Origin of the sequence: Streptomyces manipurensis (assembly GCF_049570255.1) — a bacterium.
Taxonomy (GTDB): domain Bacteria; phylum Actinomycetota; class Actinomycetes; order Streptomycetales; family Streptomycetaceae; genus Streptomyces; species Streptomyces manipurensis.
The window spans coordinates 2,327,358-2,351,471 of sequence record NZ_CP186950.1; the positions used below are offsets into that span (position 1 = coordinate 2,327,358).

The 24,114-nt window shown below is 73.9% G+C and carries 24 protein-coding genes; 15 read left to right on the forward strand and 9 right to left on the reverse strand.

Features of this window, described 5'->3' with window-relative positions; translation table 11 throughout:
* Positions 1 to 65: 65 nt before the first annotated feature.
* The 3 genes from ACPU2J_RS10710 (at position 66) to ACPU2J_RS10720 (ending at position 3,190) form a co-directional block, all read left to right on the forward strand.
* Positions 66 to 1,079 carry an N-acetylmuramoyl-L-alanine amidase gene (locus ACPU2J_RS10710; RefSeq protein WP_423833146.1) on the forward strand — a complete coding sequence of 338 codons (1,014 nt, stop codon included), beginning with the start codon at positions 66 to 68 and terminating at the stop codon, positions 1,077 to 1,079.
* Positions 1,080 to 1,245: 166 nt separating this feature from the next.
* A complete protein-coding gene (locus ACPU2J_RS10715; RefSeq protein WP_423833147.1) occupies positions 1,246 to 2,076 on the forward strand; it encodes a hypothetical protein in 831 nt (276 codons plus the stop codon).
* A gap of 103 nt (positions 2,077 to 2,179) precedes the next feature.
* A complete protein-coding gene (locus ACPU2J_RS10720) occupies positions 2,180 to 3,190 on the forward strand; it encodes an LLM class F420-dependent oxidoreductase (protein ID WP_399818800.1) in 1,011 nt (336 codons plus the stop codon).
* A 160-nt stretch (positions 3,191 to 3,350) separates the two neighbouring features.
* Here the strand turns inward: ACPU2J_RS10720 and ACPU2J_RS10725 are convergent, their stop codons facing one another.
* The gene (locus ACPU2J_RS10725) at positions 3,351 to 4,142 is read right to left on the reverse strand and encodes a MerR family transcriptional regulator (protein ID WP_423833149.1); all 792 of its coding nucleotides are present in this window, start codon (positions 4,140 to 4,142) and stop codon (positions 3,351 to 3,353) included.
* Between the two features lie 145 nt (positions 4,143 to 4,287).
* On the opposite strand from ACPU2J_RS10725, the gene ACPU2J_RS10730 reads away from it, so the two are divergent.
* Together ACPU2J_RS10730 and ACPU2J_RS10735 are read left to right on the forward strand one after the other, a co-directional pair.
* A complete protein-coding gene (locus tag ACPU2J_RS10730; protein WP_420080923.1) occupies positions 4,288 to 5,481 on the forward strand; it encodes a serine hydrolase domain-containing protein in 1,194 nt (397 codons plus the stop codon).
* Positions 5,482 to 5,569: 88 nt separating this feature from the next.
* Positions 5,570 to 6,589: a quinone oxidoreductase family protein gene (locus ACPU2J_RS10735; protein WP_423833150.1), complete on the forward strand. Its 1,020-nt coding sequence runs from the start codon at positions 5,570 to 5,572 to the stop codon at positions 6,587 to 6,589.
* Positions 6,590 to 6,635: 46 nt separating this feature from the next.
* Here ACPU2J_RS10735 and ACPU2J_RS10740 read toward each other — a convergent pair whose 3' ends face one another.
* Complete coding sequence (locus ACPU2J_RS10740) at positions 6,636 to 7,052, reverse strand: hypothetical protein (RefSeq protein WP_420080921.1); 417 nt, start codon at positions 7,050 to 7,052, stop codon at positions 6,636 to 6,638.
* 93 nt (positions 7,053 to 7,145) lie between these two features.
* On the reverse strand, positions 7,146 to 7,790 hold the full coding sequence (locus ACPU2J_RS10745; RefSeq protein ID WP_399818810.1) for a hypothetical protein: 645 nt from the start codon (positions 7,788 to 7,790) through the stop codon (positions 7,146 to 7,148).
* Between the two features lie 112 nt (positions 7,791 to 7,902).
* On the opposite strand from ACPU2J_RS10745, the gene ACPU2J_RS10750 reads away from it, so the two are divergent.
* Complete coding sequence (locus ACPU2J_RS10750) at positions 7,903 to 8,205, forward strand: hypothetical protein (RefSeq protein WP_361598421.1); 303 nt, start codon at positions 7,903 to 7,905, stop codon at positions 8,203 to 8,205.
* 22 nt (positions 8,206 to 8,227) lie between these two features.
* Here the strand turns inward: ACPU2J_RS10750 and ACPU2J_RS10755 are convergent, their stop codons facing one another.
* From ACPU2J_RS10755 to ACPU2J_RS10765, 3 genes are read right to left on the reverse strand one after another with little or no spacing between them, the layout of a single operon-like run.
* On the reverse strand, positions 8,228 to 9,310 hold the full coding sequence (locus tag ACPU2J_RS10755; RefSeq protein ID WP_423833151.1) for a prenyltransferase: 1,083 nt from the start codon (positions 9,308 to 9,310) through the stop codon (positions 8,228 to 8,230).
* A complete protein-coding gene (locus tag ACPU2J_RS10760) occupies positions 9,307 to 10,041 on the reverse strand; it encodes a class I SAM-dependent methyltransferase (RefSeq protein WP_361598427.1) in 735 nt (244 codons plus the stop codon). The genes ACPU2J_RS10755 and ACPU2J_RS10760 overlap by 4 nt, the downstream gene beginning before the upstream one ends.
* A gap of 58 nt (positions 10,042 to 10,099) precedes the next feature.
* Positions 10,100 to 11,413 (reverse strand): glycosyltransferase family 4 protein, encoded by a 1,314-nt coding sequence (locus tag ACPU2J_RS10765; protein ID WP_361598430.1) that lies wholly within the window; start codon positions 11,411 to 11,413, stop codon positions 10,100 to 10,102.
* Positions 11,414 to 11,628: 215 nt separating this feature from the next.
* Here ACPU2J_RS10765 and ACPU2J_RS10770 point away from each other — a divergent pair, with 215 nt between their 5' ends.
* Complete coding sequence (locus ACPU2J_RS10770) at positions 11,629 to 12,252, forward strand: TetR family transcriptional regulator (RefSeq protein ID WP_420080919.1); 624 nt, start codon at positions 11,629 to 11,631, stop codon at positions 12,250 to 12,252.
* Positions 12,253 to 12,355: 103 nt separating this feature from the next.
* Entirely contained in the window at positions 12,356 to 12,727 is a 372-nt protein-coding gene (locus tag ACPU2J_RS10775) for a VOC family protein (RefSeq protein ID WP_361598460.1), read from the forward strand.
* Positions 12,728 to 12,814: 87 nt separating this feature from the next.
* Here the strand turns inward: ACPU2J_RS10775 and ACPU2J_RS10780 are convergent, their stop codons facing one another.
* Both ACPU2J_RS10780 and ACPU2J_RS10785 read right to left on the reverse strand, forming a co-directional pair.
* Complete coding sequence (locus tag ACPU2J_RS10780) at positions 12,815 to 13,048, reverse strand: ferredoxin (protein ID WP_361598463.1); 234 nt, start codon at positions 13,046 to 13,048, stop codon at positions 12,815 to 12,817.
* The gene (locus ACPU2J_RS10785; RefSeq protein WP_423833152.1) at positions 13,048 to 14,511 is read right to left on the reverse strand and encodes an aldehyde dehydrogenase; all 1,464 of its coding nucleotides are present in this window, start codon (positions 14,509 to 14,511) and stop codon (positions 13,048 to 13,050) included. Before ACPU2J_RS10785 ends, ACPU2J_RS10780 begins: the two co-directional genes overlap by 1 nt.
* Positions 14,512 to 14,693: 182 nt before the next feature.
* Between ACPU2J_RS10785 and ACPU2J_RS10790 the strand changes: the two genes are divergently transcribed.
* The 7 genes from ACPU2J_RS10790 (at position 14,694) to ACPU2J_RS10820 (ending at position 22,783) form a co-directional block, all read left to right on the forward strand.
* Positions 14,694 to 15,791 carry an MBL fold metallo-hydrolase gene (locus ACPU2J_RS10790; protein ID WP_423833153.1) on the forward strand — a complete coding sequence of 366 codons (1,098 nt, stop codon included), beginning with the start codon at positions 14,694 to 14,696 and terminating at the stop codon, positions 15,789 to 15,791.
* Between the two features lie 394 nt (positions 15,792 to 16,185).
* Positions 16,186 to 17,436 (forward strand): prenyltransferase/squalene oxidase repeat-containing protein, encoded by a 1,251-nt coding sequence (locus ACPU2J_RS10795; RefSeq protein ID WP_423833154.1) that lies wholly within the window; start codon positions 16,186 to 16,188, stop codon positions 17,434 to 17,436.
* Positions 17,436 to 18,113, forward strand: coding sequence for an SCO2322 family protein (locus ACPU2J_RS10800; protein ID WP_423833155.1), 678 nt, complete (start codon positions 17,436 to 17,438; stop codon positions 18,111 to 18,113). Before ACPU2J_RS10795 ends, ACPU2J_RS10800 begins: the two co-directional genes overlap by 1 nt.
* Complete coding sequence (locus ACPU2J_RS10805) at positions 18,110 to 19,426, forward strand: energy-coupling factor transporter transmembrane component T (RefSeq protein WP_423833156.1); 1,317 nt, start codon at positions 18,110 to 18,112, stop codon at positions 19,424 to 19,426. Before ACPU2J_RS10800 ends, ACPU2J_RS10805 begins: the two co-directional genes overlap by 4 nt.
* The gene (locus ACPU2J_RS10810) at positions 19,423 to 21,204 is read left to right on the forward strand and encodes an ABC transporter ATP-binding protein (protein WP_423833158.1); all 1,782 of its coding nucleotides are present in this window, start codon (positions 19,423 to 19,425) and stop codon (positions 21,202 to 21,204) included. Before ACPU2J_RS10805 ends, ACPU2J_RS10810 begins: the two co-directional genes overlap by 4 nt.
* Positions 21,201 to 22,067 carry an ECF transporter S component gene (locus ACPU2J_RS10815; RefSeq protein WP_420080912.1) on the forward strand — a complete coding sequence of 289 codons (867 nt, stop codon included), beginning with the start codon at positions 21,201 to 21,203 and terminating at the stop codon, positions 22,065 to 22,067. The genes ACPU2J_RS10810 and ACPU2J_RS10815 overlap by 4 nt, the downstream gene beginning before the upstream one ends.
* A gap of 260 nt (positions 22,068 to 22,327) precedes the next feature.
* Positions 22,328 to 22,783: a transglycosylase SLT domain-containing protein gene (locus tag ACPU2J_RS10820; protein WP_420081851.1), complete on the forward strand. Its 456-nt coding sequence runs from the start codon at positions 22,328 to 22,330 to the stop codon at positions 22,781 to 22,783.
* Positions 22,784 to 22,924: 141 nt separating this feature from the next.
* On the opposite strand, the gene ACPU2J_RS10825 is transcribed toward ACPU2J_RS10820, so the two are convergent.
* Positions 22,925 to 24,094 (reverse strand): steroid 3-ketoacyl-CoA thiolase, encoded by a 1,170-nt coding sequence (locus ACPU2J_RS10825; RefSeq protein WP_361594445.1) that lies wholly within the window; start codon positions 24,092 to 24,094, stop codon positions 22,925 to 22,927.
* Positions 24,095 to 24,114 lie beyond the last annotated feature (20 nt).

Sequence of the window (24,114 nt, forward strand, 5' to 3'; positions counted from 1 at the left end):
ACACACCGCGCCCTCGGATGGCCCAGTCCCGGCCCGGCCGCGGACCCCGGGTCTAGCATCGCCGCGTGCGCTACGACGACAGTCCCCCCGCTCCCGAGTCCGGCCCCGCGGACTCCCCGGACCGCCACTGGTTCACCCGACGCTCCACGCTCGTCGTCGGGGTCGCCGCCCTCGCCCCGGCCTGCCTCGCGGGCTGGGTGCTGACCCAGGCCCTGTCCGGGGCCGGGCCCGACGAGACCAGGCCCCACACGGTGCCGCTGCCCGCCTCTCACTCGGCCCTGTCCCACGGCCAGCGGGACGCGAAGCCCGGCTCCAGCCCCAGCTCCACCCCCACGTCCACTCCCACGTCCACGCCCAGCGGCAGCCCGAGCACGTCCGCCGCGGCCCCCGCACCCGCCCGGGGCCCGCTGAGCGGCCGGACCGTGGTCATCGACCCCGGACACAACACCGGCAACTTCCAGCACACCGACGAGATCGACCGGAAGGTCGACATCGGCACCAACCGCAAGGAGTGCGACACCACCGGGACCACCACGAACTCCGGCTACATGGAGGCCGAGTTCACGATGGACGTGTCCGTGCGGACGCGGAAGATCCTGGAGGCGCAGGGCGCCAAGGTGGTCCTCACCCACGAGACGGGCGTCCGCCCCTGGGGGCCCTGCATCAACGAGCGCGCCCGCATCGGCAACGAGGCGGCGGCGGACGCCGTGGTGTCCGTCCACGCCGACGGCGTCTCGTCCGGGAACCGCGGCTACCACATCATCCTCCCCGCCGCCGTCAAGAGCGGCGCCGCGGACACCGCGAAGATCGTCGGCCCCTCCCGCGACCTGGGCGAGAAGATCGCCTCGAACTTCGCCCGGACCACCGGCTCCTCGCCCGCCAACTACCTCGGCAGCGGCACCGGCTTGGTCGTCCGCGACGACCTCGGCGGACTGAACCTGTCAACCCGCCCCAAGGTGTTCATCGAATGCGGCAACATGCGTGACGCCAAGGACGCGGCGCAGCTGACGAGTCCGGAATGGCGGCAGAAGGCGGCCCAGGGCATCGCGGACGGCATCGTCGGCTTCCTCGGCGGGTAGTCCCTCTCGGGCGTCCCGCCGGGACGCCCCGCCGCCCCGATCCTCTCGGCCGCGGGACACTCCGTACCATGGTGCCGCCCGCCCTGTCGCAGACACGTGCTGCGGCGGGCACGCTCTGCGACCGCGGCACCACGAGACGACCGAGACCGAGAAGGACACCTGAGACGTGAACATCCGCTCCCTCACTCGAGGCGACGGCGTGGTGATCGGAGCAGCGGTGCTGCTGTTCATCGCTTCGTTCCTCGATTTCTACTCCACCACCGGCGGCGACCTGCCGAGCGCGTGGGACACCGACGCCTACCGCCTGGTGCTCCCCAGCGTCTTCCTGCTCGGCTTCATCGCCGCCGGCCTGCTCGTCGCGGGCCGTTTCCAGCCGGAGACCCGCAAGGTCCTCGGCGTGCCGCTGGGGGCCTGGGGCACGGTGCTCGCCGTCTCGGCCGCCTGGTCCTCGCTGTGGGCGCTGATCACCTGCCCGTCCACGATCGACCTGGGCGCGGGCGCCATCCTCTCCTTCCTCGCGACGCTGATCCTGGCCGGTACGGCACTGTTCGGTGCGAAGGTCCCGGCCCTCGCCGGTTCCCTGGTGCCGGAGTCCCGGCCGGCCACCCCGCAGCCGTACGGCGGGCAGCCCCAGCCGGGCGCCGGGTACGGCTACCCGGGCGGAGCGCAGCCCTACGGCTCCACCCCGCAGCCCGTCCCGCCCTACGGCGGCACGCCGAACCCGAACCCGCACCCGAACCCCGGTCCGGGTCCGGGTCCGCAGGAGGCGCAGCACCAGACGCCCGCGCCGGCGTCGGACTTCAGCCCGTTCTGGTTCGCGGTGCCGGTGGCCCGTCCCCTCTTCGCCGAGGACGGCTCCTCCGGCCAGATCGCGGAGCTCGCTCCGGGCACCTGGTACCTGGCGGTCGAGCAGCGCGGGGCGACGGCCCTGGTCGCGCAGACCCAGGACGGGCGCCGCGGCGTCCTGAACGACACCTCGGGCATCCAGCGCGGCTGACCCGCCGCGCGCCCGGGGCAACGGCCCCCCGCCCTTCCGGGCGGGGGGCCGTTGCCCTACAGTCGCCTGACGCATCGTCAGTTCCGGCTGGAGGGAACCTCCCATGCGCCTCGGACTCGCACTCGGATACTGGGGCCGCGGCCCCGGCGCGGCCCACCTCGACCTCGCCACCGAGGCCGAGAATCTCGGCTACCACTCGGTGTGGACCGCCGAGGCCTGGGGCTCGGACGCCTTCACCCCACTGACCTGGATCGCCGCGCACACCTCGCGGATCCGCCTGGGCACCGCCATCGCCCAGATGGCGGCCCGCACCCCGACCGCGACCGCCATGCACGCCCTCACCCTGGACCACCTCTCCGGCGGCCGGATGATGCTCGGCCTCGGACTGTCCGGCCCCCAGGTCGTCGAGGGCTGGTACGGACGCCCCTTCCCCGCGAGCCCCCTGACCGCCACCCGCGAGTACGTCGACGTCATCCGTCAGGTCCTGCGCCGCGAGGGACCCGTCGCCCTGGACGGCCGCTTCCACAGCCACCCGTACCGCGGGGAGGACGGCACCGGCATCGGCAAGGCCCTCAAGCCCATCACCCACCCGCTCCGGGCCGACCTGCCCCTGCTGCTGGGCGCCGAAGGGCCCAGGAACATCGCCCAGACCACGCGCATCGCGGACGGCTGGCTGCCGCTGTACTGGTCGCCGACCCGCACCGACGTCCACAGCGCATCCCTGGCCGACCTGCCCCCCGGCTTCATGATCGCCCCGATGGCCCGGGCCCGGGTGTGCGACGACGTCGCCGAAGGGCTCCTGCCGGTCAAGGCCATGCTCGGCTTCTACATCGGCGGCATGGGCCACGCCGCCCGCAACTTCCACGCCGACCTCATGGCGCGGATGGGCTACGAGGAGGAGGCCCGCCGCATCCAGGAGCTGTTCCTCGCCGGGCGCAAGGAGGAGGCCGTCCTCGCCGTCCCGGACGCCTTCGCCGACGAGATCTCACTGGTCGGACCCCGGGAGCGGATCGCCGAACGCCTGGAGCTGTGGCGCAAGGGACCCGTCACCGACCTCCTCGTGACGGCCCCGGACCCCCACACCCTGCGCGTCCTGGCGGACCTCAACCACTAGGCCGTGCCGTCGACGTCCCGCCTGGTCCCGCCCCACGGGCGGCCGACGCCACGTTGACGACACTCCCCAGGCCCTGCCCGGCTCCTCCGGATCGCGCCGGGCCCTCGGGGACGACATGACCCGGAGGAGCCGGCCGGCCACGGCCCCGGCCGGGCCGGGGTCAGACGGGCGCCGCCCGGGTGCGGCACAGCTCGATCAGCCGCTCCCAGGCGGGCACCGGCCGGCCCGTCTGCGCCGCCATGAGCGTGACCGCGACGAGCGCGTCGAGCGCCAGCACCGGCCGGCCGCCGCCCTCGCCCGTACCCGTACCGGTCGGCGCCCCGGCTCCGGCCCCCGTCTCCGCCTCGGGCGCCCGGAGCCCGCCGAAGGCGTTCACCTCGTCGGCGAGCGGCTCCAGCCGCGGATCGTCGCGGTCCCAGCCCGCGGCCCGGTCGACCGTCAGGTACAGCCGCCGGAAGGCGGGGTCCTCGAACAGCGCCCGCTTCCGCAGCGCCCACCCCGGCACCTGGTCGGCGTACTGCGCCACCAGCAGGATCCACGTGTCCCGTTCGGTCCGTACGCTCTGCGGGCTCAGCCCCGCCTCCCGCAGCCGGTCCAGCAGGACCACGACCTCCTCCGGCAGGAACATCCGCTCCCCGGCGGACAGTTCCGCCATGCGCTTCCGCCGCCGCTCCAACTCGGCCACCTGAGCAGACAGTTCCGCGTCGATCGCGGCGATCGACGCCGTGAACTCCTCGGCCGAGGCGCGCATCAGCCCCTCGATCCGGGCCAGCGGCACACCCGCGTCCGCGAGGGTCCTGATCCGCACGAGCGCCACGATCGCGTCGGCGCCGTAGCGCCGGTAGCCCGAGGCGTCCCGCTCCGGCTCGGGCAGCAGCCCCCGCTGGTGGTAGTGGCGGACGGTCCGCACCGTCACCCCGAGATGCGCCGCCACCTGGCCGATCGTCAGCATCGAACGTCCCCCCGGAAATCCGTCGGCCGAAGCCGCTTGACCCTGCCCCTGCGTCAGGGTCGCACGATCGCACCACGAACACGGCGACGAGCCGGTGCTCGACGAACACGACGCACACGACGCACCCGCAGACAAGGAGCCCCTCATGCGCACCCGACGTCTCTCCGCAGGCACCCGCGGCACCCGCACCGCCGCTGCCGCCGCCCTGACCGCCCTCGCCCTCACCGCCCCCACCGCGTCCGCGTCCGCGGACGACGCGGCGGCCGCCCGGCCCGGCCACGCGGCCGCCCAGCGGATCATGGACCGGGCGGTGGCCGACGGAGGGGTCCCCGGCATCACCGCCGAACTCCGCGACGCCCGCGACCCCCGCGCCCACTGGACCGGCACGGCAGGAGTCGCCGACACCGCCACCGGCCGCGAGCGACGCCCGCAGGACCGGTTCCGCATCGGCAGCACCACCAAGACGTTCACCGCCACCCTGCTGCTGCAACTCGTCGCCGAACACCGCCTCACCCTCGACGACCCGGTGACCAGCTGGATCCCCGAGGTGCCCGCCGGCGTGACCGTCCGCCGGCTGCTGAACCACACCAGCGGCATCCCGGACTACGTCACCGACCCGGTGATCGTCTCCCGCAGCGTGGGCCTGCCGTTCCTGGAGCACCGCTTCGACGGCTACCGGCCGGAGGAACTCGTCCGCATCGCCCTCTCCCACCCGCCCCTCTTCGCACCGGGCACGAGCTGGTCGTACTCCAACACCAACTACGTCCTGGCCGGAATGATCATCGAGCGGGTGACCGGCAAGCCCCTCGCCGATGTCGTCGCCGAGCGCATCAGCCGCCCGCTGGGCCTCACGGCGACCTACCTCCCGCGCGCCGACGACCCGCGGATCCGGGGCCCCCACGGCCGCCACTACTCCAAGCTGATGCTGACCACCCCGGACGCGGGCGTCCACGACGTGACCGAACTCAACCCCTCCTGGGGCTGGGCGGCCGGCGGCATCGTCTCCACCACCGGCGACCTCGACCGCTTCTTCGGCGCGCTGCTCGGCGGCCGCCTCCTGCCGCCGGCCCAGCAGGAGGCCATGCTCACCATGCTGACCACCAGGAACTGGATCCCGGACACCGCCTACGGCCTCGGCGTCTCCTCCATCCGGCTCGCCTGCGGTACGACGGTCTGGGGCATGGGCGGCGCCATCAACGGCTCCTGGACCTACACCTACGGCACCCGTGACGGCCGCCGCATGCTGTCGGTCAACGTCAACGGCGACTGGAACGACCCCATCGCCACCTTCACCGACCTCCTCCAGGCCGAGTTCTGCGCACCGGCCCCCACCCCGTGACCACGGACGCTTCCGCAGCCGGAGCCGCTCGCCGGGAATCGCAGCGCCTTCAACGGGGTTGGTGGGGATGAACCGACAGGGGAGGATCATGCGAGCGATTCAGGTGTACGAAGTGGGCGGTCCCGAGGTGCTCCGGGAGGCCGAGGTGGCCCCGCCCCGGCCGGGTCCGGGCGAGGCGGTCGTGGAGGTCGCCGCATCCGGGGTCAACTTCCTCGACGTCTACCACCGCGAAGGCCGGTACACGCTCCCGCTGCCCTTCACCCCGGGCACCGAGGGCGCCGGCACGGTCGTCGACATCGGACCCGGGGTCACCGACGTCGCCGTCGGGGACCGGGTCGGCTGGGTGGAGATTCCCGGCTCGTACGCCGAACGGGCCGTCGTGGACTCCTCCCGGCTGGTGCCGCTGCCCGACGACATCGACTTCGAGACGGCCGCAGCCGTGCTCCTCCAGGGCATGACCGCGCACTATCTCGTCAAGGACGCCTACCCGGTCCAGGAGGGCGACACGGTGCTCGTGCACGCGGCCGCCGGTGGCATGGGACTGCTGCTGACCCAGCTCGTCACCCATCTCGGCGGCAGGGTGATCGGCACGACGTCGACCACGGCGAAGGCCGAGCTGGCGAAGCGCGCCGGAGCCGCCGAGGTGATCGTGTCCTCCGCGGTCGACGACCTCGCAGCCGAGGTGAGGCGGCTCAACGGCGGTCGGGGACTGCCGGTCGTCTTCGACGGCGTCGGCGCGCACACCTTCGACGCGAGCCTCGCCAGCCTGCGGACCCGCGGCCATCTCGTGCTCTTCGGCGCGGCAAGTGGCGCCGTGCCGGCGTTCGATCCGATGCGGCTCGCCCAAGGCGGCTCGCTGACCCTGATCCGGCCCAGCCTCGGGGACTTCATCGCCGACCGGCCCGAACTGCTCCGACGGGCCGCCGAGGTGTTCGCGTGGGTGCGCTCCAAGGCGCTCGAGGTCACCGTGACGGGCCGCTACGCGCTGTCCGAGGCGGCCCGGGCCCACAGCGATCTGGAGGCTCGGCGCACCACCGGCAAGCTGCTCCTCGTACCCGATGTACCCGGTGCGGCCGCCGGCGGGCGCCGCGAGGAGACGCAGAGCTGATCGCGGGGGCGAGGCCGGGGATCGTGGAGGGCGGGACGTCGAGCCTTCAGGATCCCCCGGCCGGATCGCCCCCGGCCGGGTCGTCCGCGCGGGGCACGGCCGCCAGCAGTTCCCGGACGTCCAGCGGCATGACGGCGATCTCGATGCTCCCGCCTCCGTCGTAGACGCAGGTGACGATCCGCGAGCCGGGGTTGATGGAGATCCCCTCCCGCACCGTGGGCACCCGCAGCCCGGTGGCCCGGGCACCCGGCAGCGGCAGGGGCTCCCCCCGCCCCGGCACCCAGCGGGCCGCGCCTCCGTCCGCGTACAGCCGGCCCGGCCGCCAGCGGCCCTCGCCGGCCGGCCGGCGCGCCATGCCGGGGATCCCGGGCACCGGCTCCGCGCCCAGCCGCTCACGGTGCTTGCGCCGCACCAGCCACCCGGCCCCGGCCACCACGAGGGCGGCCACCACGATCTCGATCACCGGCCCATTCAAACAGCCCGCCCCGGACCGGGCCGCACGCCCCCGCGCCCCGGGGCCGAGGGGACCGCGACGCCAGGGGCCGCGGACCGCCGGTCAGCCGCCGCTCAGCTGGGACGTGCTCGGGACCTTGTCGACCACCGTGGCGCCGGCGCTCTGGCCCGCTTCCTTCACCCCGTTGATGATGTTGTTGAAGGCGTCGATGTCGGCGTCACCCGCCTGACCCTTGCGCAGCTTGCTGCCGAGACCCTTCAGCGACTCGATGCCCGCCGTCAGCGGGACCATCGCCTTCGACAGCAGCGGGTCGCCCTTGGCGTTCTCCGCGGCCGCCTTCAGCCGGTTGTACGCGAACGCACCCGCGAGACCCGCCTTGATCAGCGCGAACGTACGCCCCTTCGCGCCCTTCTTGAACGTGCCGTCACGGTACGGCTTGATGATCCACTGGTACGTCGCCCCGGCCGCCAGACCCGCGTTCGCGACGAACCGCGCCTTGGCGAACTTCTGCTTCTCGGCGGAGGTGCTGGGCGACGGCGTCACCGCGGCCCTCTCGTCGGCCTCCACCGCCGCGGGCTCCGCCGCGGCCAGCGCGGCCAACTCCCCCATCGATGCGGCGGACAGCTCCTCGCGCGGGGCGCCGCTACCGCCGCCGCTGCCACAGGCGGTGGCGCCGGCCAGCAGCGCGGTCGACAGGACCACCGCCGTGAGGGCACGGCGGAATCGAACGGTCGTGGGTACGGACACGGCTTCCTCCGGGGACTCAGGTGTCCCCCGCAGCCTCACCCCGGCCCCCGGAGCCCGCCACCGGGCGGACCCGTTCGGGTTTACCGGACGCCCGCGCGGCAACACGGGCTGCATGAGCACTCACACACGAGTACGCACTCGAGGAAGCAGTCAGGCAGGCCGCGCCGTCGCACTGTTGGCGGACGTGCTCGCCTTCGTCATCGGACTCTGGATCCTGCTGTACCTGCTGGACGCCAACCCCGGCAACTCCCTCGTGGACCTCGTCCACGACTGCGCCGCCTGGCTGTCCGGCTGGTCCTACGACCTGTTCAGCTTCAGCCGCGAATGGGTCCAGGTGGTGGTCGGCCACGGCATCGCCGCCGTGACCTACCTCCTCGTCGGACACGCCGTGGCCGGCTGGCTCTACCGCCGCTGAGCGGCCGGCCGCGCCCGGCCGCTCATCCGCAGCAGTCGGGCTCCAGCCCGGCCGGGAGCGAACCCCCGCCGAACACCTCGGTGGTGGCCTCGTCCCCGCCCAGCGCCGCGACGGCCAGGAGCAGCGACCCCGCGGTCCACGTCGTCTGCTCCACCGGCCAGACCGCCTCGTCCTGGAAGACGTACCCGGTCCAGTACATGCCGTTCTCGGCCCGCAGGTGCCCGATCGACCGCAGGATCTCCAGCGCCCGGTCCGACTCACCCGTCGCCCACAGCGCGAGCGCCAGCTCGCAGGACTCCCCGCCCGTCACCCACGGGTTCGGCAGCACGCAGCGCACACCGAGGTCCGGCACCACGAACTCGTCCCAGCGCGCGGCGATGCGCTCCCGGGCCTCGGCGCCGGTCAGCGCCCCGCCGAGGACCGGGTAGTACCAGTCCATCGAGTAGTGGTCCTTGTCGAGGAACCGCTCCGGGTGGCGCCGGATCGCGTGCCGCAGCGCACCCGCGGCGAGTTCCCAGTCCGGCTGCGGCTCCTCGCGGTGCTCGGCGATGGCCAGGGCGCAGCGCAGCGCCTGGTGGATGGAGGAGGAGCCGGTCAGCAGCGCGTCCGTGACGGGCGTGCCGTCCGCCTCCCGCTTCCAGCCGATCTCGCCACCCGGCAGCTGGAGCGCGAGGACCCACTCCACGGCCGCGTACACGGCCGGCCACATGCGGTCGAGGAAGGCGTCGTCCCCGGTCGACAGGTAGTGGTGCCAGACGCCGACGGCTATGTAGGCGGTGAAGTTGCTCTCGCGGCTCGCGTCCTGCGGAGCGGCGGTGTCCACGCCCTCCGGCGTGTCGGCGTAGGCCGCGCACCAGGAGCCGTCCTGGTTCTGGTGGCGGGCCAGCCACGCGTACGCCCGCTCGGCCGCCTCGTGCTCGCCGGCCACGTCCAGCGCCATCGCCGCCTCGGTGTGGTCCCACGGGTCGAGGTGATGACCGCGGAACCACGGGATGGCACCGTCGGCGCGCTGGACCTCCAGGATCCCCGCCACCGTCCGGGCGGCCTGTTCGGCGGTCAGCACGCCGTCCAGGACGAGGTGTTCGGTGCGCCCGGGAGAGGTCACTGGGCCGCGCCGACGGGAAGGTGGGGCTTGGTCGCGTACGCCACGAAGCTCTTGCCGATGAGCGGGTTCAGGGCCTGCTCGGCGAGCCGCGTCGCCAGCGGCTTCTTCATGATGTCCCAGACCAGCAGCTTGTGGTACGCCTTCACCGGCAGCGCCTTGTCATTGTCCACGCCGAAGGCGCACTTGAGCCACCAGTACGGGGAGTGCAGGCCGTGTGCGTGGTGCGTGCCGTACGGCTTGAGGCCCGCGGCCCGCATCTTGCCGAGCAGCTCGTCCGCCCTGTAGATGCGGATGTGCCCGCCCTCCACCTCGTGGTAGGCGTCGGACAGCGCCCAGCAGATCTTCTCCGGGCCGTAGCGCGGCACGGTCACCGCGATGCGGCCGCCCGGCTTGAGGACGCGCACCATCTCGGCGAGCACCCCCTTGTCGTCGGGGATGTGCTCCATGACCTCGGAGATGATGACGACGTCGAAGGAGTCGTCGGGGAAGGGCAGGGCGAGCGCGTCGCCCTCCATCGCGGTGGCGGTGGCCCCGATCGGGGCCTCACCGGCCTCCTTCATCGCCGCGAACCACTTCGCGACCTCGCGGATCTCCTCGCCGTTGCGGTCGACGGCGACCACCTGGGCGCCTCTCCGGTAGCACTCGAAGGCGTGCCGGCCTGCGCCGCAGCCCAGGTCGAGCACGCGGTCGCCGGCGGCGAGCGGGAACCGGGAGAAATCGACGGTCAGCACGGGGTCCTGCCTTCGCGGTCGCGGGGGTGTTCGGGGGTGGAGCGGATCGGGGGGAGGGTCACCGCGCGCGGCGGGCGCGGGCGGCCTGCTCGATGGCGGCGCGGTAGTGCGCGGCGGTGCCCCGGGCGGCCGCGGCCCAGGTGAAACGGGTCAGGACCCGTTCCCGGCCGGCGGCGCCGAGCCGGGCGCGCAACTGCGGGTCGCCCAGCATCCGGCCCAGCGCGGTGGCCAGGGCGCCGGCGTCGCCGGGCGGCACGGCCAGGCAGCTCTCGCCGTCGGGTCCCGACACCTCGGGGATCGCGCCGCCGGTGGTCGCGACGAGCGGTGTGCCGGTGGCCATCGCCTCGGCCGCCGGGAGCGAGAAGCCCTCGTACAGCGAGGGCACGCAGGCGACCTGTGCGCTGCGCACCAGGTCGACGAGTTCGGCGTCGCTGATGCCCTTGACGAAGCGGACGGCGTCCTGGAGCCCGTACGTCTCGATGGCGCGGGCGACCGGCCCCTGCTCGGCGCGCTTGCCGACGACGACGAGGTGCGCCTCGGGCTGCTCGGTGCGCAGCTTCGCGAGGGCCTCGACGAGGAACACGAGCCCCTTGAGGGGGACGTCGGCGCTGGAGGTCGTGACGATCCGGCCGGGCACCTCGGCCACGGACGGGTCGGGCGACCACAGGTCGGTGTCCGCGCCGATGTGCACGACGTGGATGCGCTCGTCGCGGACGCCGAGGTGGTCGGCGATCTCCTGCTTGGAGGACCCGGAGACGGTGAGCACGGACGGGAGCTTGCGGGCCACGCGGCCCTGCATGCGGGTGAAGGCGTACCAGCGGCGCACCGAGGCGCGCTTCACGCGGCCCTGTGCGGCGTCGAGGTCGAGCTTGCGGTCGACGGTGATGGGGTGGTGGATCGTCGTCACCAGCGGGGCGCCGAGCTCGCCGAGCAGGCCGTAGCCGAGGGTCTGGTTGTCGTGGATGACGTCGAAGTCGCCGGCCCGCTCCCGCAGGTGCCGGCGGGCGCGCAGGGAGAACGTCAGCGGCTCGGGGAAGCCGCCCGTCCACATCGTCGCGACCTCGAGGGCGTCGATCCAGTCCCGGTACTCGTCACGCTTCGGCGTGCGGAACGGGTCGGGGCTGCGGTAGAGGTCCAGGCTCGGCAGCTCGGTGAGCGTGGCACCGGTGTCGAGGACCGGATAGGGCTGGGAGCCGATCACCTCGACGGAGTGCCCGAGGTGCACCAGCTCGCGCGCGAGGTGACGGACGTAGACGCCCTGACCGCCGCAGAACGGGTTCCCCTTGTAGGTGAGGAGCGCGATGCGCAGCGGACGGTCGCCGTCGTCGGCGGGACCCTCGAAAGGGCTCGTCACCACGGCCTCAGCGGACACTCTCGGCCCCCTTCTCACTGCACTTTCGCCGGAGCGTAACCGCTCGGATAATGTAGAACAAGTTTCAGACTTGATCCGTCGAAGCATTGAATCTACCGGCCGGAAACCACACCGTAAGAGATGGAGCAGGTGATTCGCGCCACCACCGCGGCGCCTGCCATGCTGACTCCGCTTCAGCCCGGAGACAGCCCGCGCAACGACACGGAACGGGACACATGACAGCGGAAGTGAAGGCGGGCAGCACACCGGCGTCGCCTCCCCTGACGGAGCGCCAGGAAGCGCGCCGCCGCCGGATCCTGCACGCCAGCGCGCAGCTGGCCAGCCGGGGCGGCTTCGACGCCGTCCAGATGCGGGAGGTCGCCGAGGCGGCCGGTGTCGCGCTGGGCACGCTCTACCGCTACTTCCCGTCGAAGGTGCACCTGCTGGTCGCCACCATGCAGGACCAGCTCCAGCACATGCACACCACCCTGCGCAAGCGGCCGCCGGCCGGGGACGACCCGGCGGCACGGGTCGCGGAGACACTGATGCGGGCCTTCCGCGCGCTCCAGCGGGAACCGCAGCTGGCCGACGCGATGGTGCGCGCACTGACGTTCGCGGACCGGAGCGTGAGCCCCGAGGTGGACACCGTGTCCCGGCTGACCACGGCGATCATCCTGGACGCCATGGACCTGGAGGCTCCCCCGACGGCGGAGCAGCTCTCCGCGGTCCGCGTCATCGAGCACACCTGGCACTCGGCACTGATCACCTGGCTCTCGGGCCGCGCCTCGATCGCCCAGGTGAAGATCGACATCGAGACGGTCTGCCGCCTGATCGACCTGACGGCCCCCGAAAAGTCCTGAAGCCGCCGCTGCGCCGGAAGGGGCGGGGCGGCGCCTCCGGCACGGGTGCCCGCCCGCTTCTATTGGCTGGACAGCGCTCGCCGGCTGTTCGATAGTCCCGCCCATGGCTTCTCTCGTACGACACATCACCATCGACTGCTCCGACGCCTACCGGCTCGGGCAGTTCTGGGCCGCCGTGCTGGACGGCTCGCTCGCCGACGACGACTTCCCCGGGGATCCCGAGGCGCTGGTCACCGCCCCCGGTTCGGCGCTTCTCTTCGTGACGGTGCCCGACGCCAAGACCACCAAGAACCGCGTGCACGTGGACCTGCAGCCGCAGGACCGGACCCGCGACGAGGAGGTCGAGCGGATCCTGGCCCTGGGCGCCACCGTCGCCGGGGACCACCGCAGGCCGGACGGCACCGGCTGGGTGACCCTCGCCGACCCGGAGGGCAACGAGTTCTGCGTCGAGCGGAGCGCCGCCGAGCGGAAGTGACCCCTGCCGCGGGCCGGGGGCGGGCCGCCCCCGGCCCGCGGCACCTCCACCACCGCCCCGCGGCGCGCGCCTCGCTCCTCTACTCCTCTACTCCTCGGGCGGGAACACCGCCTCGCCCGTCCGCGCCAGGGTGATCATGATGGCTTCCACCGGGCAGCCCTCCGCCGCCGTGAGGATCGGCTCGTTCGCGTCCGCCTGCGCCGCGCGCGGGTGGGACTGGCGCGCCGAGTCCAGGACGAAGCCGTCCGGGGCGTGGTTGACGCACATGCCCGAGCCGATGCAGACGCCCCGGTCCACCTCGACCTGCCAGCGGTCCCCCATCAAGCACCCGCCTCGTAGCCGGCCGGGAGGTGGATCATCTTGTGCTCCAGGTACTCGCCGAGGCCCTCCGGGCCGAACTCCCGCCCGAGCCCGCTGTTCTTGTAGCCGCCGAACGGCCCCAGCATGTCCAGGCTGAAGGTGTTCACGTTGAAGGTGCCGGTGCGGATCCGCCGGGCGAAGTCGATGCCGTGCTCGACGTCGCCGGTCCAGACGCTGCCGCTGAGCCCGAAGTCGGAGTCGTCGGCGACACGTGCGGCCTCCTCCTCGTCCCCGTACGGGATCAGGCAGACGACCGGGCCGAAGATCTCCTCGCGGGCGATCCGCATGGAGTTGTCGACGTCGCCGAAGAGGGTGGGCTCCACGTACCAGCCCCGGTCCAGGCCGGCCGGACGGCCGCCGCCCGCCAGGACCTTGGCCCCTTCCTCCTGGCCGATCCGGATGTAGTCGAAGGACCGCTGCTGCTGGCGCCGCGCCACGAGCGGTCCGAGCTGGGTCGCCGGGTCGAGCGGGTCGCCGACGACGAGCGCGCCGGCCGCCGCCGCGAGGGCCTCGGCGACCTCCTCGTAGCGGCTGCGGGGGGCGAGGATCCGGGTCTGGGCCACGCAGGCCTGGCCGTTGTTCATCCAGGCGGCGGGCGCGATACCGGCGACGGCGGCCGCCACGTCGGCGTCCGGGAGGACGACGGCGGCGGACTTGCCGCCGAGCTCGAGGGTGACGCGGGTGAGGTTGCGGGCGGCGACCTCCATCACGCGCCGGCCCGCGGCGACGGAACCGGTGAAGGCCACCTTGTCGATGCCGGGGTGACCGACGAGGTACTCGCTGACCTCGCGGTCGGCGGGCAGGATCGACAGCACGCCCTCGGGCACGCCGGCCTCGCGCGCGATGTCGGCGAGGATGTAGGAGTCCAGCGGGGCTTCCGGGGAGGGCTTGAGGATCACGGTGGACCCGGACAGCAGCGCGGGGGCCAGCTTGGCGGCAGCGACGAACTGCGGGACGTTCCACGGGATGACGGCGGCGACGACGCCCACCGGCTCGCGGCGCACCAGGATCGGGCCGAGCACGCCCTGGCGGTGCTCCTCGTAGGGGTAGGCGCGCGCGACGGTGATCGCGGCGTCGTAGACCATCATCGGGCCCAGCGCCTGGGCCAGGACGCTCCAGGAGTACGGGGAGCCGTTCTGCGAGCTGATCGAGCGGGCGATCTCCTCGTGGCGGACGGCGATGGCGTCCTTGATGCGGGAGACGACCGCGATGCGCTCCTCCAGCGTCGTCCGGGGCCAGGGCCCTTCGTCGAAGGCCCTGCGGGCGGCCGCGACGGCGCGGTCGACGTCCGCCTCCGACGCGTGCGGGACGGAGCCGATGACCTGCTCGGTGTGCGGGGAGACGATCCGGATGGTGTCGGTGCCCAGCGGATCCGTCCACTCACCGCCGATGAACAGCTTTCCGTGTTCCACGAGCTCCGTCATGGCTGAGGCCTCCTGGGGCTTGGCGTTCCCGAACTGATACCAGTTCTAGTTCCAGGAGTCCACGGCCCGGACGGAAGACCGCGGGAGAGCCGACGACTGGTCAGAAGCCTGCGAAGATGGTCGACTTGGGCTACCAAGGAAACACGTTCTCGTCCCGAGGACGGCCGACGGGCGGAGGACCCATGCCGGAGGACACCTCAGAGGACACCTCGCAGTTCGCGTCGGAGGCCGCGTCACAGGTCGCGTCACAGGCCACCGATCACGGCGGCGGCGTGTGGGGCATCAAGGTGCCCATCCCCGACAACCCCCTCGGCCACACCCTCGTCCACGTCCTCGACACCGACCGCGGACCGGTCCTCGTCGACACCGGCTGGGACGACCCCGCCTCCTGGGACTCCCTCGTCGGTGGCCTCGCCGCCCTCGGCATCGCCGTCGCCGACGTCCACGGCGTGGTCATCACCCACCACCACCCCGACCACCACGGCCTCTCCGGCCGGGTCCGGGAGGCGTCCGGCGCCTGGATCGCCATGCACGCCGCCGACACCGAGGTCGTCCTGCGCACCCGCTCCGCCGAGCCCGGCGTCTGGTTCGACTACATCGGCGCGAAGCTCGCCGCCGCCGGAGCCCCCGAGGAGCACCTCGCGCCGCTGCGCGCCGCCCGCGCCGCCGGTCGGATGCGGACCCTGCCGGGCCTGCGCGCCGCCGTCCCCGACCGGGAGATCGTCCCCGCCGAGCTGCTCCCCCTCGCCGGCCGCCGGCTGAGGGCGATCTGGACCCCCGGCCACACCCCCGGCCACGTCTGCCTGCACCTGGAGGAACGCCACCCCGCGAACCTCCCCGGCAACGGCCGACTCTTCTCCGGCGACCACCTGCTGCCCGGGATCTCCCCGCACATCGGCCTCTACGAGGCGCCGGAGGACGCCCACGCCACCGATCCCCTCGGCGACTACCTCGACTCCCTCGAACGCATCGGCCGCCTCGGGCCCGCCGAGGTCCTCCCCGCCCACCAGCACCCCTTCACCGACGCGGCCGGCCGGGTCCGGGAGCTGCTGCGCCACCACGAGGAGAGGCTGACCGGGCTGTGGGGACTGCTGGCCGAGCCGCTGACCCCGTGGGGGCTGGCGGAGCGGATGGAGTGGAACCGCCCCTGGGAGGAGATCCCGTACGGCTCCCGCACCATCGCCGTCTCGGAAGCGGAAGCACATCTGCGGCGGCTGGTGAAGCAGGGCCGGGCCGAGGCCGTCCCCGGCTCGGACCCGGTCGCGTACCGCGCGCTGTAACGGGCACCGCAGCGGACGCACCGCACGGCAGCGGACGGCGGGCCGGGGCGTACGGCCGGGGAGCGGGCGGCCGGGTGCGTACGGCCAGGGAGAGCGGGCGCCGTCGGGGGTGCCCGCCCCCTCCGCCCCCGGGCCCGCGGGCTACGGGCCGGTAGAGTGAGGCGGTCGTCCACACCCCGCGCGGGGGGAAGCCGGTGCGAATCCGGCGCTGACCCGCAACCGTGTCCCGCCCCGGCAGCCGCCGGCGGGGAGCCGGAATGCCCCGTACCGGAGTGAGCGGCTCGTGCCGCCGGTCCCTTCCGGCGGCCGGCACCGTCGAGGAAAACGGAGCCGGAGCCCGGTGCCTGTGCGTGCCGCCTGCCCCGGTTCCCCAGCAGGAGAGGCACCCTCCCCCATGACCGTCCGTCGCAGCGCCGCCGCGCTCGCCGCCTCCGCCGTGCTCTGCGTGGGCGTGGCCCCCGCAGCCCTCGCCGACACCCCGCCGCCCTCCCCCTCCGCACCCCCGGTGATCCCCTCCGGGCTGTACGGCAAGGCCGACCCCACCTACGACGGCGTGTGGCGGCAGTCCTTCGCGCTGCTCGCCCAGGACACCGTCGGCGTGAAGCCCGCGGCGCAGGCCGTGGACTGGCTGGTGGGCCAGCAGTGCGCGAACGGCGGCTTCGCCTCCTTCCGCGCGGACGCCTCCGCGGCCTGCGACGACAAGACGATGTACGACACGAACGCGACCGCCGCGGCCGTCCAGGCCCTCAAGGCCCTCGGCGGCAAGGACGACGCGGTCGCCAAGAGCGTCGCGTGGCTGAAGTCCGTCCAGAACGAGGACGGCGGCTGGGCCTACGTCCCGGGCACCCCCAGCGACGCCAACTCCACCGCCGTGGTCATCAGCGCCCTGGCCGTGGCCGGCGAGAAGCCCGCCGCGATCACGTCGAAGGCCGGCAAGTCGGCGTACGACGGTCTGCTCGCCTTCCAGCTGGGCTGCGCCACCGAGCAGGCCACCGACCGCGGCGCGTTCGCCTACCAGCCGGCCGACGGCAAGCTCGTCGCCAACGCCGACGCCACGGCCGCCGCCGTGCTCGCCGGCCTCGGCAGGGGCGCGGTCGTCGTGCCCTCCGGTACGGACACCCCCGCGGCCCCGCTGACCTGCCCGGCGGCGAGCCCCGCGGACCCGGCGGCCGCCGCCCAGGGCGCCGCGGGACACCTGGCCGAGGCACTCAGGAAGGACGGCCACCTGACCGCCCTCACCCCGGGCGCGGACCAGCCGACCGCCGACACCGGCAACACCGCCGACGCCGTGATCGCCCTGGCCGCCGCCGGGCACAAGCAGGCCGCCACGGGCGCCGTGGAGTGGCTCAAGACCCACTCCGCGGAATGGTCCAAGGGCAGCCCGGCCGCTCTCGGCACCCTGATCCTCGCCGCGCAGGCCACGGGCACCGACCCGAAGTCCTTCGGCGGCACCGACCTCGTCGCCGCGCTGAACGCCGCCGGCCCCACCCCGCAGGGCGCGGCGACCGACGCGACCCCCGTCGAGGAGGAGAAGGACAAGCCGTCCGGCGGCCAGAACATCTGGTGGATCATCGGTGCGGGCGCCGCGGCCGGCATGGGCATCGGCATCCTGCTCAGCGGCCGCCGGAAGAAGAACCAGCTCTGATGCGCCGCCGCCTGCCCGCCGCGGCCGCCGCCCTCGGGATCGTCCTGGCTCTGCTGGCCGCTGCCCCGGCGCTGGCGGCCGGCTACCGCTACTGGTCGTTCTGGGACGGAGCGGGCGGCCGCTGGTCCTACGCCACCCAGGGCCCGTCGACGGCGCGGCCCGCGGACGGCTCCGTCCAGGGATTCCGTTTCGCGGTGAGCAAGGACGCGGCGGCCGAGGCGGCCACCCCGCGCACGGAGGCCGACTTCGAGGCCGTCTGCGGGGGCACCGCCCCTGCCGAGGGCCGCAAGCGCGTCGCCGTCGTCATCGACTTCGGCGTCCCGCAGGACGCCCCCGAGGGCGACGCCCCGCCGCAGGACACCCCGCGCACGGCCTGCGCGCAGGTGCCCCCGGCGGCCACAGCGGCCGAGGCACTGGCCGCGGTGGCGAAGCCGCTGCGCTACAACAGCGCGGCCCTGCTCTGCGCGGTCTCGGGCTATCCGAAGCAGGGCTGCGGTGAGCAGATCGCCGACACCCCGTCCTCGGCGCCGGCTTCCGCGCCGTCCGCCTCCGCTTCCGCGTCCGGTGGGGCGTCCGGGGACGGCGGCGGCCCGTCGCTGGGCCTGCTCGCGGGCATCGCGGCGATCGCCGCCCTGGCCGTGGCGGGCGTCCTGCGGTCCCGCCGCCGCGCACGATGACCCCGCCGCCCGCCGCACCGTACGACCCCGCGGATGCCGGATCGTCGTCCGGGCCGGGGGCGGGCGCGGCCTGCGAGGACCTGTGGGTGCCCGCGCCGCGCGGTACGGCGGCTCCGGTCCGGAGCCGCCGTACCGCGGTCGCGGCGGCCGGCCCGCGGCCCGCCGCCGAACCGGCGTACCGGCGCTGGCGGGCCCCGCGGGCCGGCCGGGGCAGCGCCCTGCACGCCGGGGCCTGGTGGCTGTGGGCCCTCGGGCTCGCCACCGCCGCGTCCCGGACCACCAACCCGCTCCTCCTCGGAATGATCATCGGCGTCGCCGGATACGTGGTCGCCGCCCGCCGCACGGACGCGCCCTGGGCCCGCTCGTACGGTGCCTTCCTCAAGCTGGGCCTGTTCGTCATCGGCCTGCGGCTGCTGTTCTCGATGCTGCTCGGCTCCGGCGTCCCCGGCACCCACACCCTGTTCACCCTGCCCGAGTTCCCGCTGCCCGCCTGGGCACAGGGCATCCGGTTCGGCGGACCCGTCACCGCCGAACAGCTCGTCTTCGCCTTCTACAACGGCGCGAAGCTCGCCGCGCTCCTGGTCTGCGTCGGCGCCGCGAACGCCCTCGCCAATCCGGCCCGGCTGCTGAAGTCCCTGCCCGCCGCGCTCTACGAGGCCGGCGTCGCCGTGGTCGTCGCGATGACCTTCGCGCCGAACATGGTCGCCGACGTGGTCCGCCTGCGCACCGCCCGCCGGCTGCGCGGACGCCCCACCGGCGGGGTCAAGGCCGTACTGCAGATCGGCCTGCCGGTCCTGGAGGGCGCCCTGGAACGCTCCGTCGCCGTCGCCGCGTCGATGGACGCGCGCGGCTACGGCCGTACGGCGCAGGTCCCGCGGGGCGTCCGGCACACCACCACCGCCCTCACCCTCGGCGGCCTGCTCGGCATGTGCGCGGGCACGTACGGACTGCTCGCCGCGCAGGGAGCCGCTTACGGACTGCCGGTGCTCGGCATCGGCGCGGTCCTGGCCCTCGCGGGCCTGCGGCTCGGCGGCCGCCGCTCGGTCCGGACCCGCTACCGGCCCGACCGCTGGGACGCCCGCGCCTGGCTGGTGGCCGGCTCGGGCGCGGCCGTCGCCGCCCTCCTGATCCACGCGGGCTCGGTCGACCCGGCCGGGATGCACCCCGGCGTGGTCCCCCTGGTGGCGCCCGCGCTGCCGCTGTGGCCGGCGGCCGCGGTCCTGATCGGCCTGCTGCCCGCCTTCGTGGCACCCGTACCGTCCGCGCCCGAACCGCCCGTACCGCCCGTACCGCCCAAGGAGGCGTCGCAGTGATCCGCTTCGACCGGGTGTCGGTCACCTACGACGGCGCCCCGTCCCCCTCGGTGCAGGGTGTCGACCTGGAGATCCCGGAGGGCGAGCTGACCCTGCTCGTCGGCCCGTCCGGGGTGGGCAAGTCCACCTTGCTGGGGACCGTGAGCGGGCTGGTCCCGCACTTCACGGGCGGCACCCTGCGCGGCCGGGTCACGGTCGCGGGCCGCGACACGCGCACGCACCGGCCGCGCCAGCTCGCGGACGTGGTGGGCACGGTCGGCCAGGACCCGCAGGCCCACTTCGTGACGGACGTGGTGGAGGACGAACTGGCCTACGGCATGGAGTCCCTGGGCCTGCAGCCCGCGGTGATGCGCCGCCGGGTGGAGGAGACCCTCGACCTGCTGGGCCTCAACGAGCTGCGCGAACGGCCGATCGCGACCCTGTCCGGCGGCCAGCAGCAGCGGGTCGCGATCGGGTCGGTGCTGACCACGCACCCGAAGGTGCTGGTGCTGGACGAGCCGACGTCCGCGCTGGACCCGGCGGCGGCCGAGGAGGTCCTGGCGGTCCTCCAGCGGCTGGTCCACGACCTGGGCACGACCGTGCTGATGGCGGAGCACCGCCTGGAACGGGTCGTCCAGTACGCCGACCGCGTCCTGCTGCTGCCCGCCCGGGGCGCCGCCCCGGTCCTCGGCAGCCCGGCGGACGTCATGGCCGTCTCCCCGGTCCACCCGCCGGTGGTCTCCCTGGGCCGCCTGGCGGGCTGGTCCCCCCTCCCCCTCTCGGTCCGCGACGCCCGCCGCCAGGCCGCCCCCCTCCTCGACCGCCTCCCACCCACACCGGACACCCGCCCCTCCCCGCCGACGCCCACTCCAGCCCCGCCGACGCTCACTCCAGCCCCGCCGGCGTTCGAGGCGCGGGGGTCCGGGGGCGGCGCCCCCGGCAACGGCGCCGCACCCGGCCTGCTCAGCCGCCTGCTGCGCCGCGCCCCCGGCACACCCGAACCCGCCGAGCCCGCCACAGGCACCCCGGAAGGCACCCCGGCCCGCACCCGGAACCTAGGCCTCCGCCGCGCCCGCGCCGACGTGCTGCGCAACATCGACCTCACCGTCGCCCCCGGCGAGACCATCGCCCTGATGGGCCGCAACGGCGCCGGCAAGTCCACCCTGCTGTCCACCCTCGTCGGCACGCTCGCCCCCACCACCGGCGAGGTCACCGTCGGCGGCCGCACCCCGCACCGCACTCCGCCTCAGGAGATGGTGCGCCACGTCGGCCTCGTCCCGCAGGAGCCCCGCGACCTGCTGTACGCCGACACCGTCGCCGCCGAGTGCGCGGCCGCCGACGCCGATGCCGGCGCGACCCCCGGGTCCTGCCGCGCTCTCGTCTCCGAGCTGCTGCCGGGCGTACCCGACGACACCCATCCCCGTGACCTCTCCGAGGGCCAGCGGCTGGCCCTCGCCCTGGCGCTGGTCCTGACGGGCCGCCCGGCCCTGCTGCTCCTCGACGAGCCGACCCGCGGGCTGGACTACGCGGCGAAGGCCCGGCTGGTGGAGATCCTGCGCGGCCTGGCCGCCGACGGCCACTCCATCGTGCTGGCCACCCACGACGTGGAGCTCGCCGCGGAGCTGGCGCACCGGGTGGTGATCCTGGCGGGCGGGGAGGTGGTCGCGGACGGGCCGACGGCGGAGGTCGTCGTCTCCTCCCCCGCCTTCGCCCCGCAGGTGGCGAAGGTGCTGGCGCCCGGCCACTGGCTGACCGTGGGCCAGGTCGCCGAGGCCCTCGGCACGGAGCCGCCCCGATGAGCCGCACGCCTTCCCGCCCGCCCCGTCCGGTCCGCCCGGTCCGCATCGGCCCCCGGGCCGCCGTCGCCCTGGTCCTCGTCTCGCTCATCGGTGTGGCGGCGTTCGGGTGGCCGCTGCTCGCCGATCGGCAGTCGGGGCTCGCGCACTCCCAGGACGCTCCGTGGCTGTTCGCGGCGCTTTTGCCGCTCCTGGTCGGCGTCGTCGTCGCGACGATCGCCGACAACGGCATGGACGCGAAGGCGGTGGCGATGCTCGGTGTACTCGCGGCCGTCGGGGCGGCCCTCAGACCGCTGGGGGCGGGCACGGCCGGCCTGGAGCCGATGTTCTTCCTGATGGTGCTGGCCGGCCGGGTGCTCGGTCCGGGCTTCGGCTTCGTCCTGGGTTCGGTGACGATGTTCGCGTCGGCCCTGCTGACGGGCGGGGTCGGGCCGTGGATGCCGTTCCAGATGCTGTCGATGGGCTGGTTCGCGCTGGGGGCCGGGCTGCTGCCGGGCCCGGACCGGATCCGGGGCCGGGCGGAGCTGCTGCTGCTGGCCGGCTACGGCTTCGTGGCCGCCTTCGCGTACGGCGCGGTCATGAACCTTCAGGGCTGGACGATCATTCCGGGCATGAACGAGGGCATCTCCTTCCATGCGGGGGAGCCGCTGCCCGCGAACCTGGCGAGGTTCGTCGCGTACTACCTGGCGACGTCGCTGGGCTGGGACCTGGGCCGGGCGGTGCTGACGGTCGTCCTGACGCTCGCGCTCGGCGGCGCCCTGCTGAGGGCGTTGCGGCGGGCGACCCGGAAAGCCGCCTTCGACGCCGCCGCCACTTTCGACCCGGACCCCGCCACGGATCCGTGTCCACCCGTGCACCGGGGGTGATTTCGGGGGTCCTGGGCGGTGAGGCGGCCCACAGGACGCAGGTCACATACGAGAGCGGTTAGTGGGCCGCGAGACGCCTTTGGTGCCCTTTTTGGAGGGTTTCGTCCGGGGTCGTTGGGCCTGTAGGTGCCGGGTCGGGTAGTAGGCAGGGTCTTTGCCAGGGGGTGGGGGGTGTCGGTAGAACGGGATGTGTCGCCGGGCGGCACGGGTGCTTCACCCGCCGCCCGCGTTCCTCTCCCCCTCGTGTGAGTGGTTCACGCATGTCCTCGGTGTGCGTGCGGCCGTCCTTGTTCCCGTCGGAAGGTTCCTCCGTGTCCCACGCTGTCATCCGCCGCATCGCCGCTTCGAAGAAGACCCTCGTCGGTTCCGTGCTCGCCCTGGGTGTCGCCGGTTCCATGCTGGCCGCGGTTCCCGCGCAGGCCGCCCCGACGAGCGCCAAGGCGATCGCCCAGCAGATGATCAAGGACCCGGCGCAGTTCGCGGCGTTCAACAACATCGTTTCCCGTGAGAGCGGCTGGAACCACACCGCCACGAACGCCTCCTCGGGCGCCTACGGTCTGGTCCAGGCCCTGCCGGCCTCGAAGATGGCCTCCGCGGGTGCCGACTGGAAGACCAACCCGGCCACCCAGATCAAGTGGGGCCTGGACTACATGAACGAGCGCTACGGCAGCCCCGTGGCCGCCTGGAACTTCTGGCAGGCCAACCACTGGTACTAGGCCACCAGCGACAGCACCAGCAGCAGAGCATTCGAAGGCCCCGGTGGCCGGCCTCCCCAGGTCCGGCCGCCGGGGCCTTCTGCATCCCATCCCACGGGATCGGGTGCGCCCTGCGCGCACGGTGGTGCGCGCAGGGCGCGGTCAGAGGCGCTGGATGATCGTGCCCGTCGCCAGCGCGCCGCCGGCGCACATGGTGATCAGCGCGAACTCCTTGTCGCGGCGTTCCAGCTCGTGCAGGGCGGTGGTGATCAGCCGGGCGCCGGTGGCGCCGACGGGATGACCGAGGGCGATGCCGCCCCCGTTGACGTTGACCTTCTCCAGGTCCTGGTCGAAGACCTTGGCCCAGCTGAGGACGACGGAGGCGAAGGCCTCGTTGATCTCGACGAGGTCGATGTCCCGGAGGGACATGCCGGCCTTGCCCAGGACCGCGCGGGTCGCGTCGATGGGCCCGTCCAGGTGGAAGTGGGGGTCCGAGCCGACGAGGGCCTGGGCGACGATCCGGGCGCGCGGGCGGAGCTTGAGGGCGCGGGCCATCTTGCGCGAGGCCCACATCACGGCGGCCGCGCCGTCGGATATCTGCGAGGAGTTCCCGGCGGTGTGCACGGCGGTGGGCATGACGGGCTTGAGCCGGGCGAGGGCCTCCATGCTGGTGTCCCGCAGCCCCTCGTCCCGGTCGACGAGGCGCCACATGCCCTGGCCGGCGGCCTGCTCCTCCTCGGTGGTGGGCACCTGCACGGCGAAGGTCTCGCGCTTGAACCGCTCCTCGGCCCAGGCGGCACCCGCCCGCTCCTGCGAGAGCAGGCCGAGCCGGTCGACGTCCTCCCGGGTCAGGCCGCGGTTGCGGGCGATCCGCTCGGCGGCCTCGAACTGGTTCGGGAGGTCGACGTTCCACTCGTCCGGGAAGGGCTTGCCGGGGCCGTGCTTGGACCCCGAGCCCAGCGGTACGCGGCTCATGGCCTCGACGCCGCAGGCGATGCCGACGTCCATGACGCCGCCGGAGATCATGTTGGCCACCATGTGGTTGGCCTGCTGGGAGCTGCCGCACTGGCAGTCCACGGTGGTCGCGGCGGTCTCGTACGGCAGCCCCATGGCGAGCCAGGCGTTGCGGGCCGGGTTCATCGACTGTTCGCCGGCGTGGGTGACGGTCCCGCCGACGATCTGCTCGACGCAGTCCGGCTGGATTCCGGTACGGGCGAGGAGTTCGCGGTAGGTCTCGCCGAGCAGGTAGGCGGGATGGAGGTTGGCGAGCGCGCCCCCGCGCTTGCCGATCGGGGTGCGTACGGCTTCGACGATGACGGGTTCCGCGGCCATGAGCTCGTCCTCTCCTGCAC

What these genes read in the sequence shown, in the direction of transcription:
- ACPU2J_RS10720 (WP_399818800.1), top strand. Translation starts at nt 2,180, where the DNA reads ATGCGCCTCGGACTCGCACTCGGATACTGGGGCCGCGGCCCCGGCGCG.
- ACPU2J_RS10725 (WP_423833149.1), bottom strand. Translation starts at nt 4,142, where the DNA reads ATGCTGACGATCGGCCAGGTGGCGGCGCATCTCGGGGTGACGGTGCGG.
- ACPU2J_RS10730 (WP_420080923.1), top strand. Translation starts at nt 4,288, where the DNA reads ATGCGCACCCGACGTCTCTCCGCAGGCACCCGCGGCACCCGCACCGCC.
- ACPU2J_RS10735 (WP_423833150.1), top strand. Translation starts at nt 5,570, where the DNA reads ATGCGAGCGATTCAGGTGTACGAAGTGGGCGGTCCCGAGGTGCTCCGG.
- ACPU2J_RS10750 (WP_361598421.1), top strand. Translation starts at nt 7,903, where the DNA reads ATGAGCACTCACACACGAGTACGCACTCGAGGAAGCAGTCAGGCAGGC.
- ACPU2J_RS10770 (WP_420080919.1), top strand. Translation starts at nt 11,629, where the DNA reads ATGACAGCGGAAGTGAAGGCGGGCAGCACACCGGCGTCGCCTCCCCTG.
- ACPU2J_RS10775 (WP_361598460.1), top strand. Translation starts at nt 12,356, where the DNA reads ATGGCTTCTCTCGTACGACACATCACCATCGACTGCTCCGACGCCTAC.
- ACPU2J_RS10780 (WP_361598463.1), bottom strand. Translation starts at nt 13,048, where the DNA reads ATGGGGGACCGCTGGCAGGTCGAGGTGGACCGGGGCGTCTGCATCGGC.
- ACPU2J_RS10785 (WP_423833152.1), bottom strand. Translation starts at nt 14,511, where the DNA reads ATGACGGAGCTCGTGGAACACGGAAAGCTGTTCATCGGCGGTGAGTGG.
- ACPU2J_RS10790 (WP_423833153.1), top strand. Translation starts at nt 14,694, where the DNA reads ATGCCGGAGGACACCTCAGAGGACACCTCGCAGTTCGCGTCGGAGGCC.
- ACPU2J_RS10795 (WP_423833154.1), top strand. Translation starts at nt 16,186, where the DNA reads ATGACCGTCCGTCGCAGCGCCGCCGCGCTCGCCGCCTCCGCCGTGCTC.
- ACPU2J_RS10800 (WP_423833155.1), top strand. Translation starts at nt 17,436, where the DNA reads ATGCGCCGCCGCCTGCCCGCCGCGGCCGCCGCCCTCGGGATCGTCCTG.
- ACPU2J_RS10805 (WP_423833156.1), top strand. Translation starts at nt 18,110, where the DNA reads ATGACCCCGCCGCCCGCCGCACCGTACGACCCCGCGGATGCCGGATCG.
- ACPU2J_RS10815 (WP_420080912.1), top strand. Translation starts at nt 21,201, where the DNA reads ATGAGCCGCACGCCTTCCCGCCCGCCCCGTCCGGTCCGCCCGGTCCGC.
- ACPU2J_RS10820 (WP_420081851.1), top strand. Translation starts at nt 22,328, where the DNA reads ATGTCCTCGGTGTGCGTGCGGCCGTCCTTGTTCCCGTCGGAAGGTTCC.
- ACPU2J_RS10825 (WP_361594445.1), bottom strand. Translation starts at nt 24,094, where the DNA reads ATGGCCGCGGAACCCGTCATCGTCGAAGCCGTACGCACCCCGATCGGC.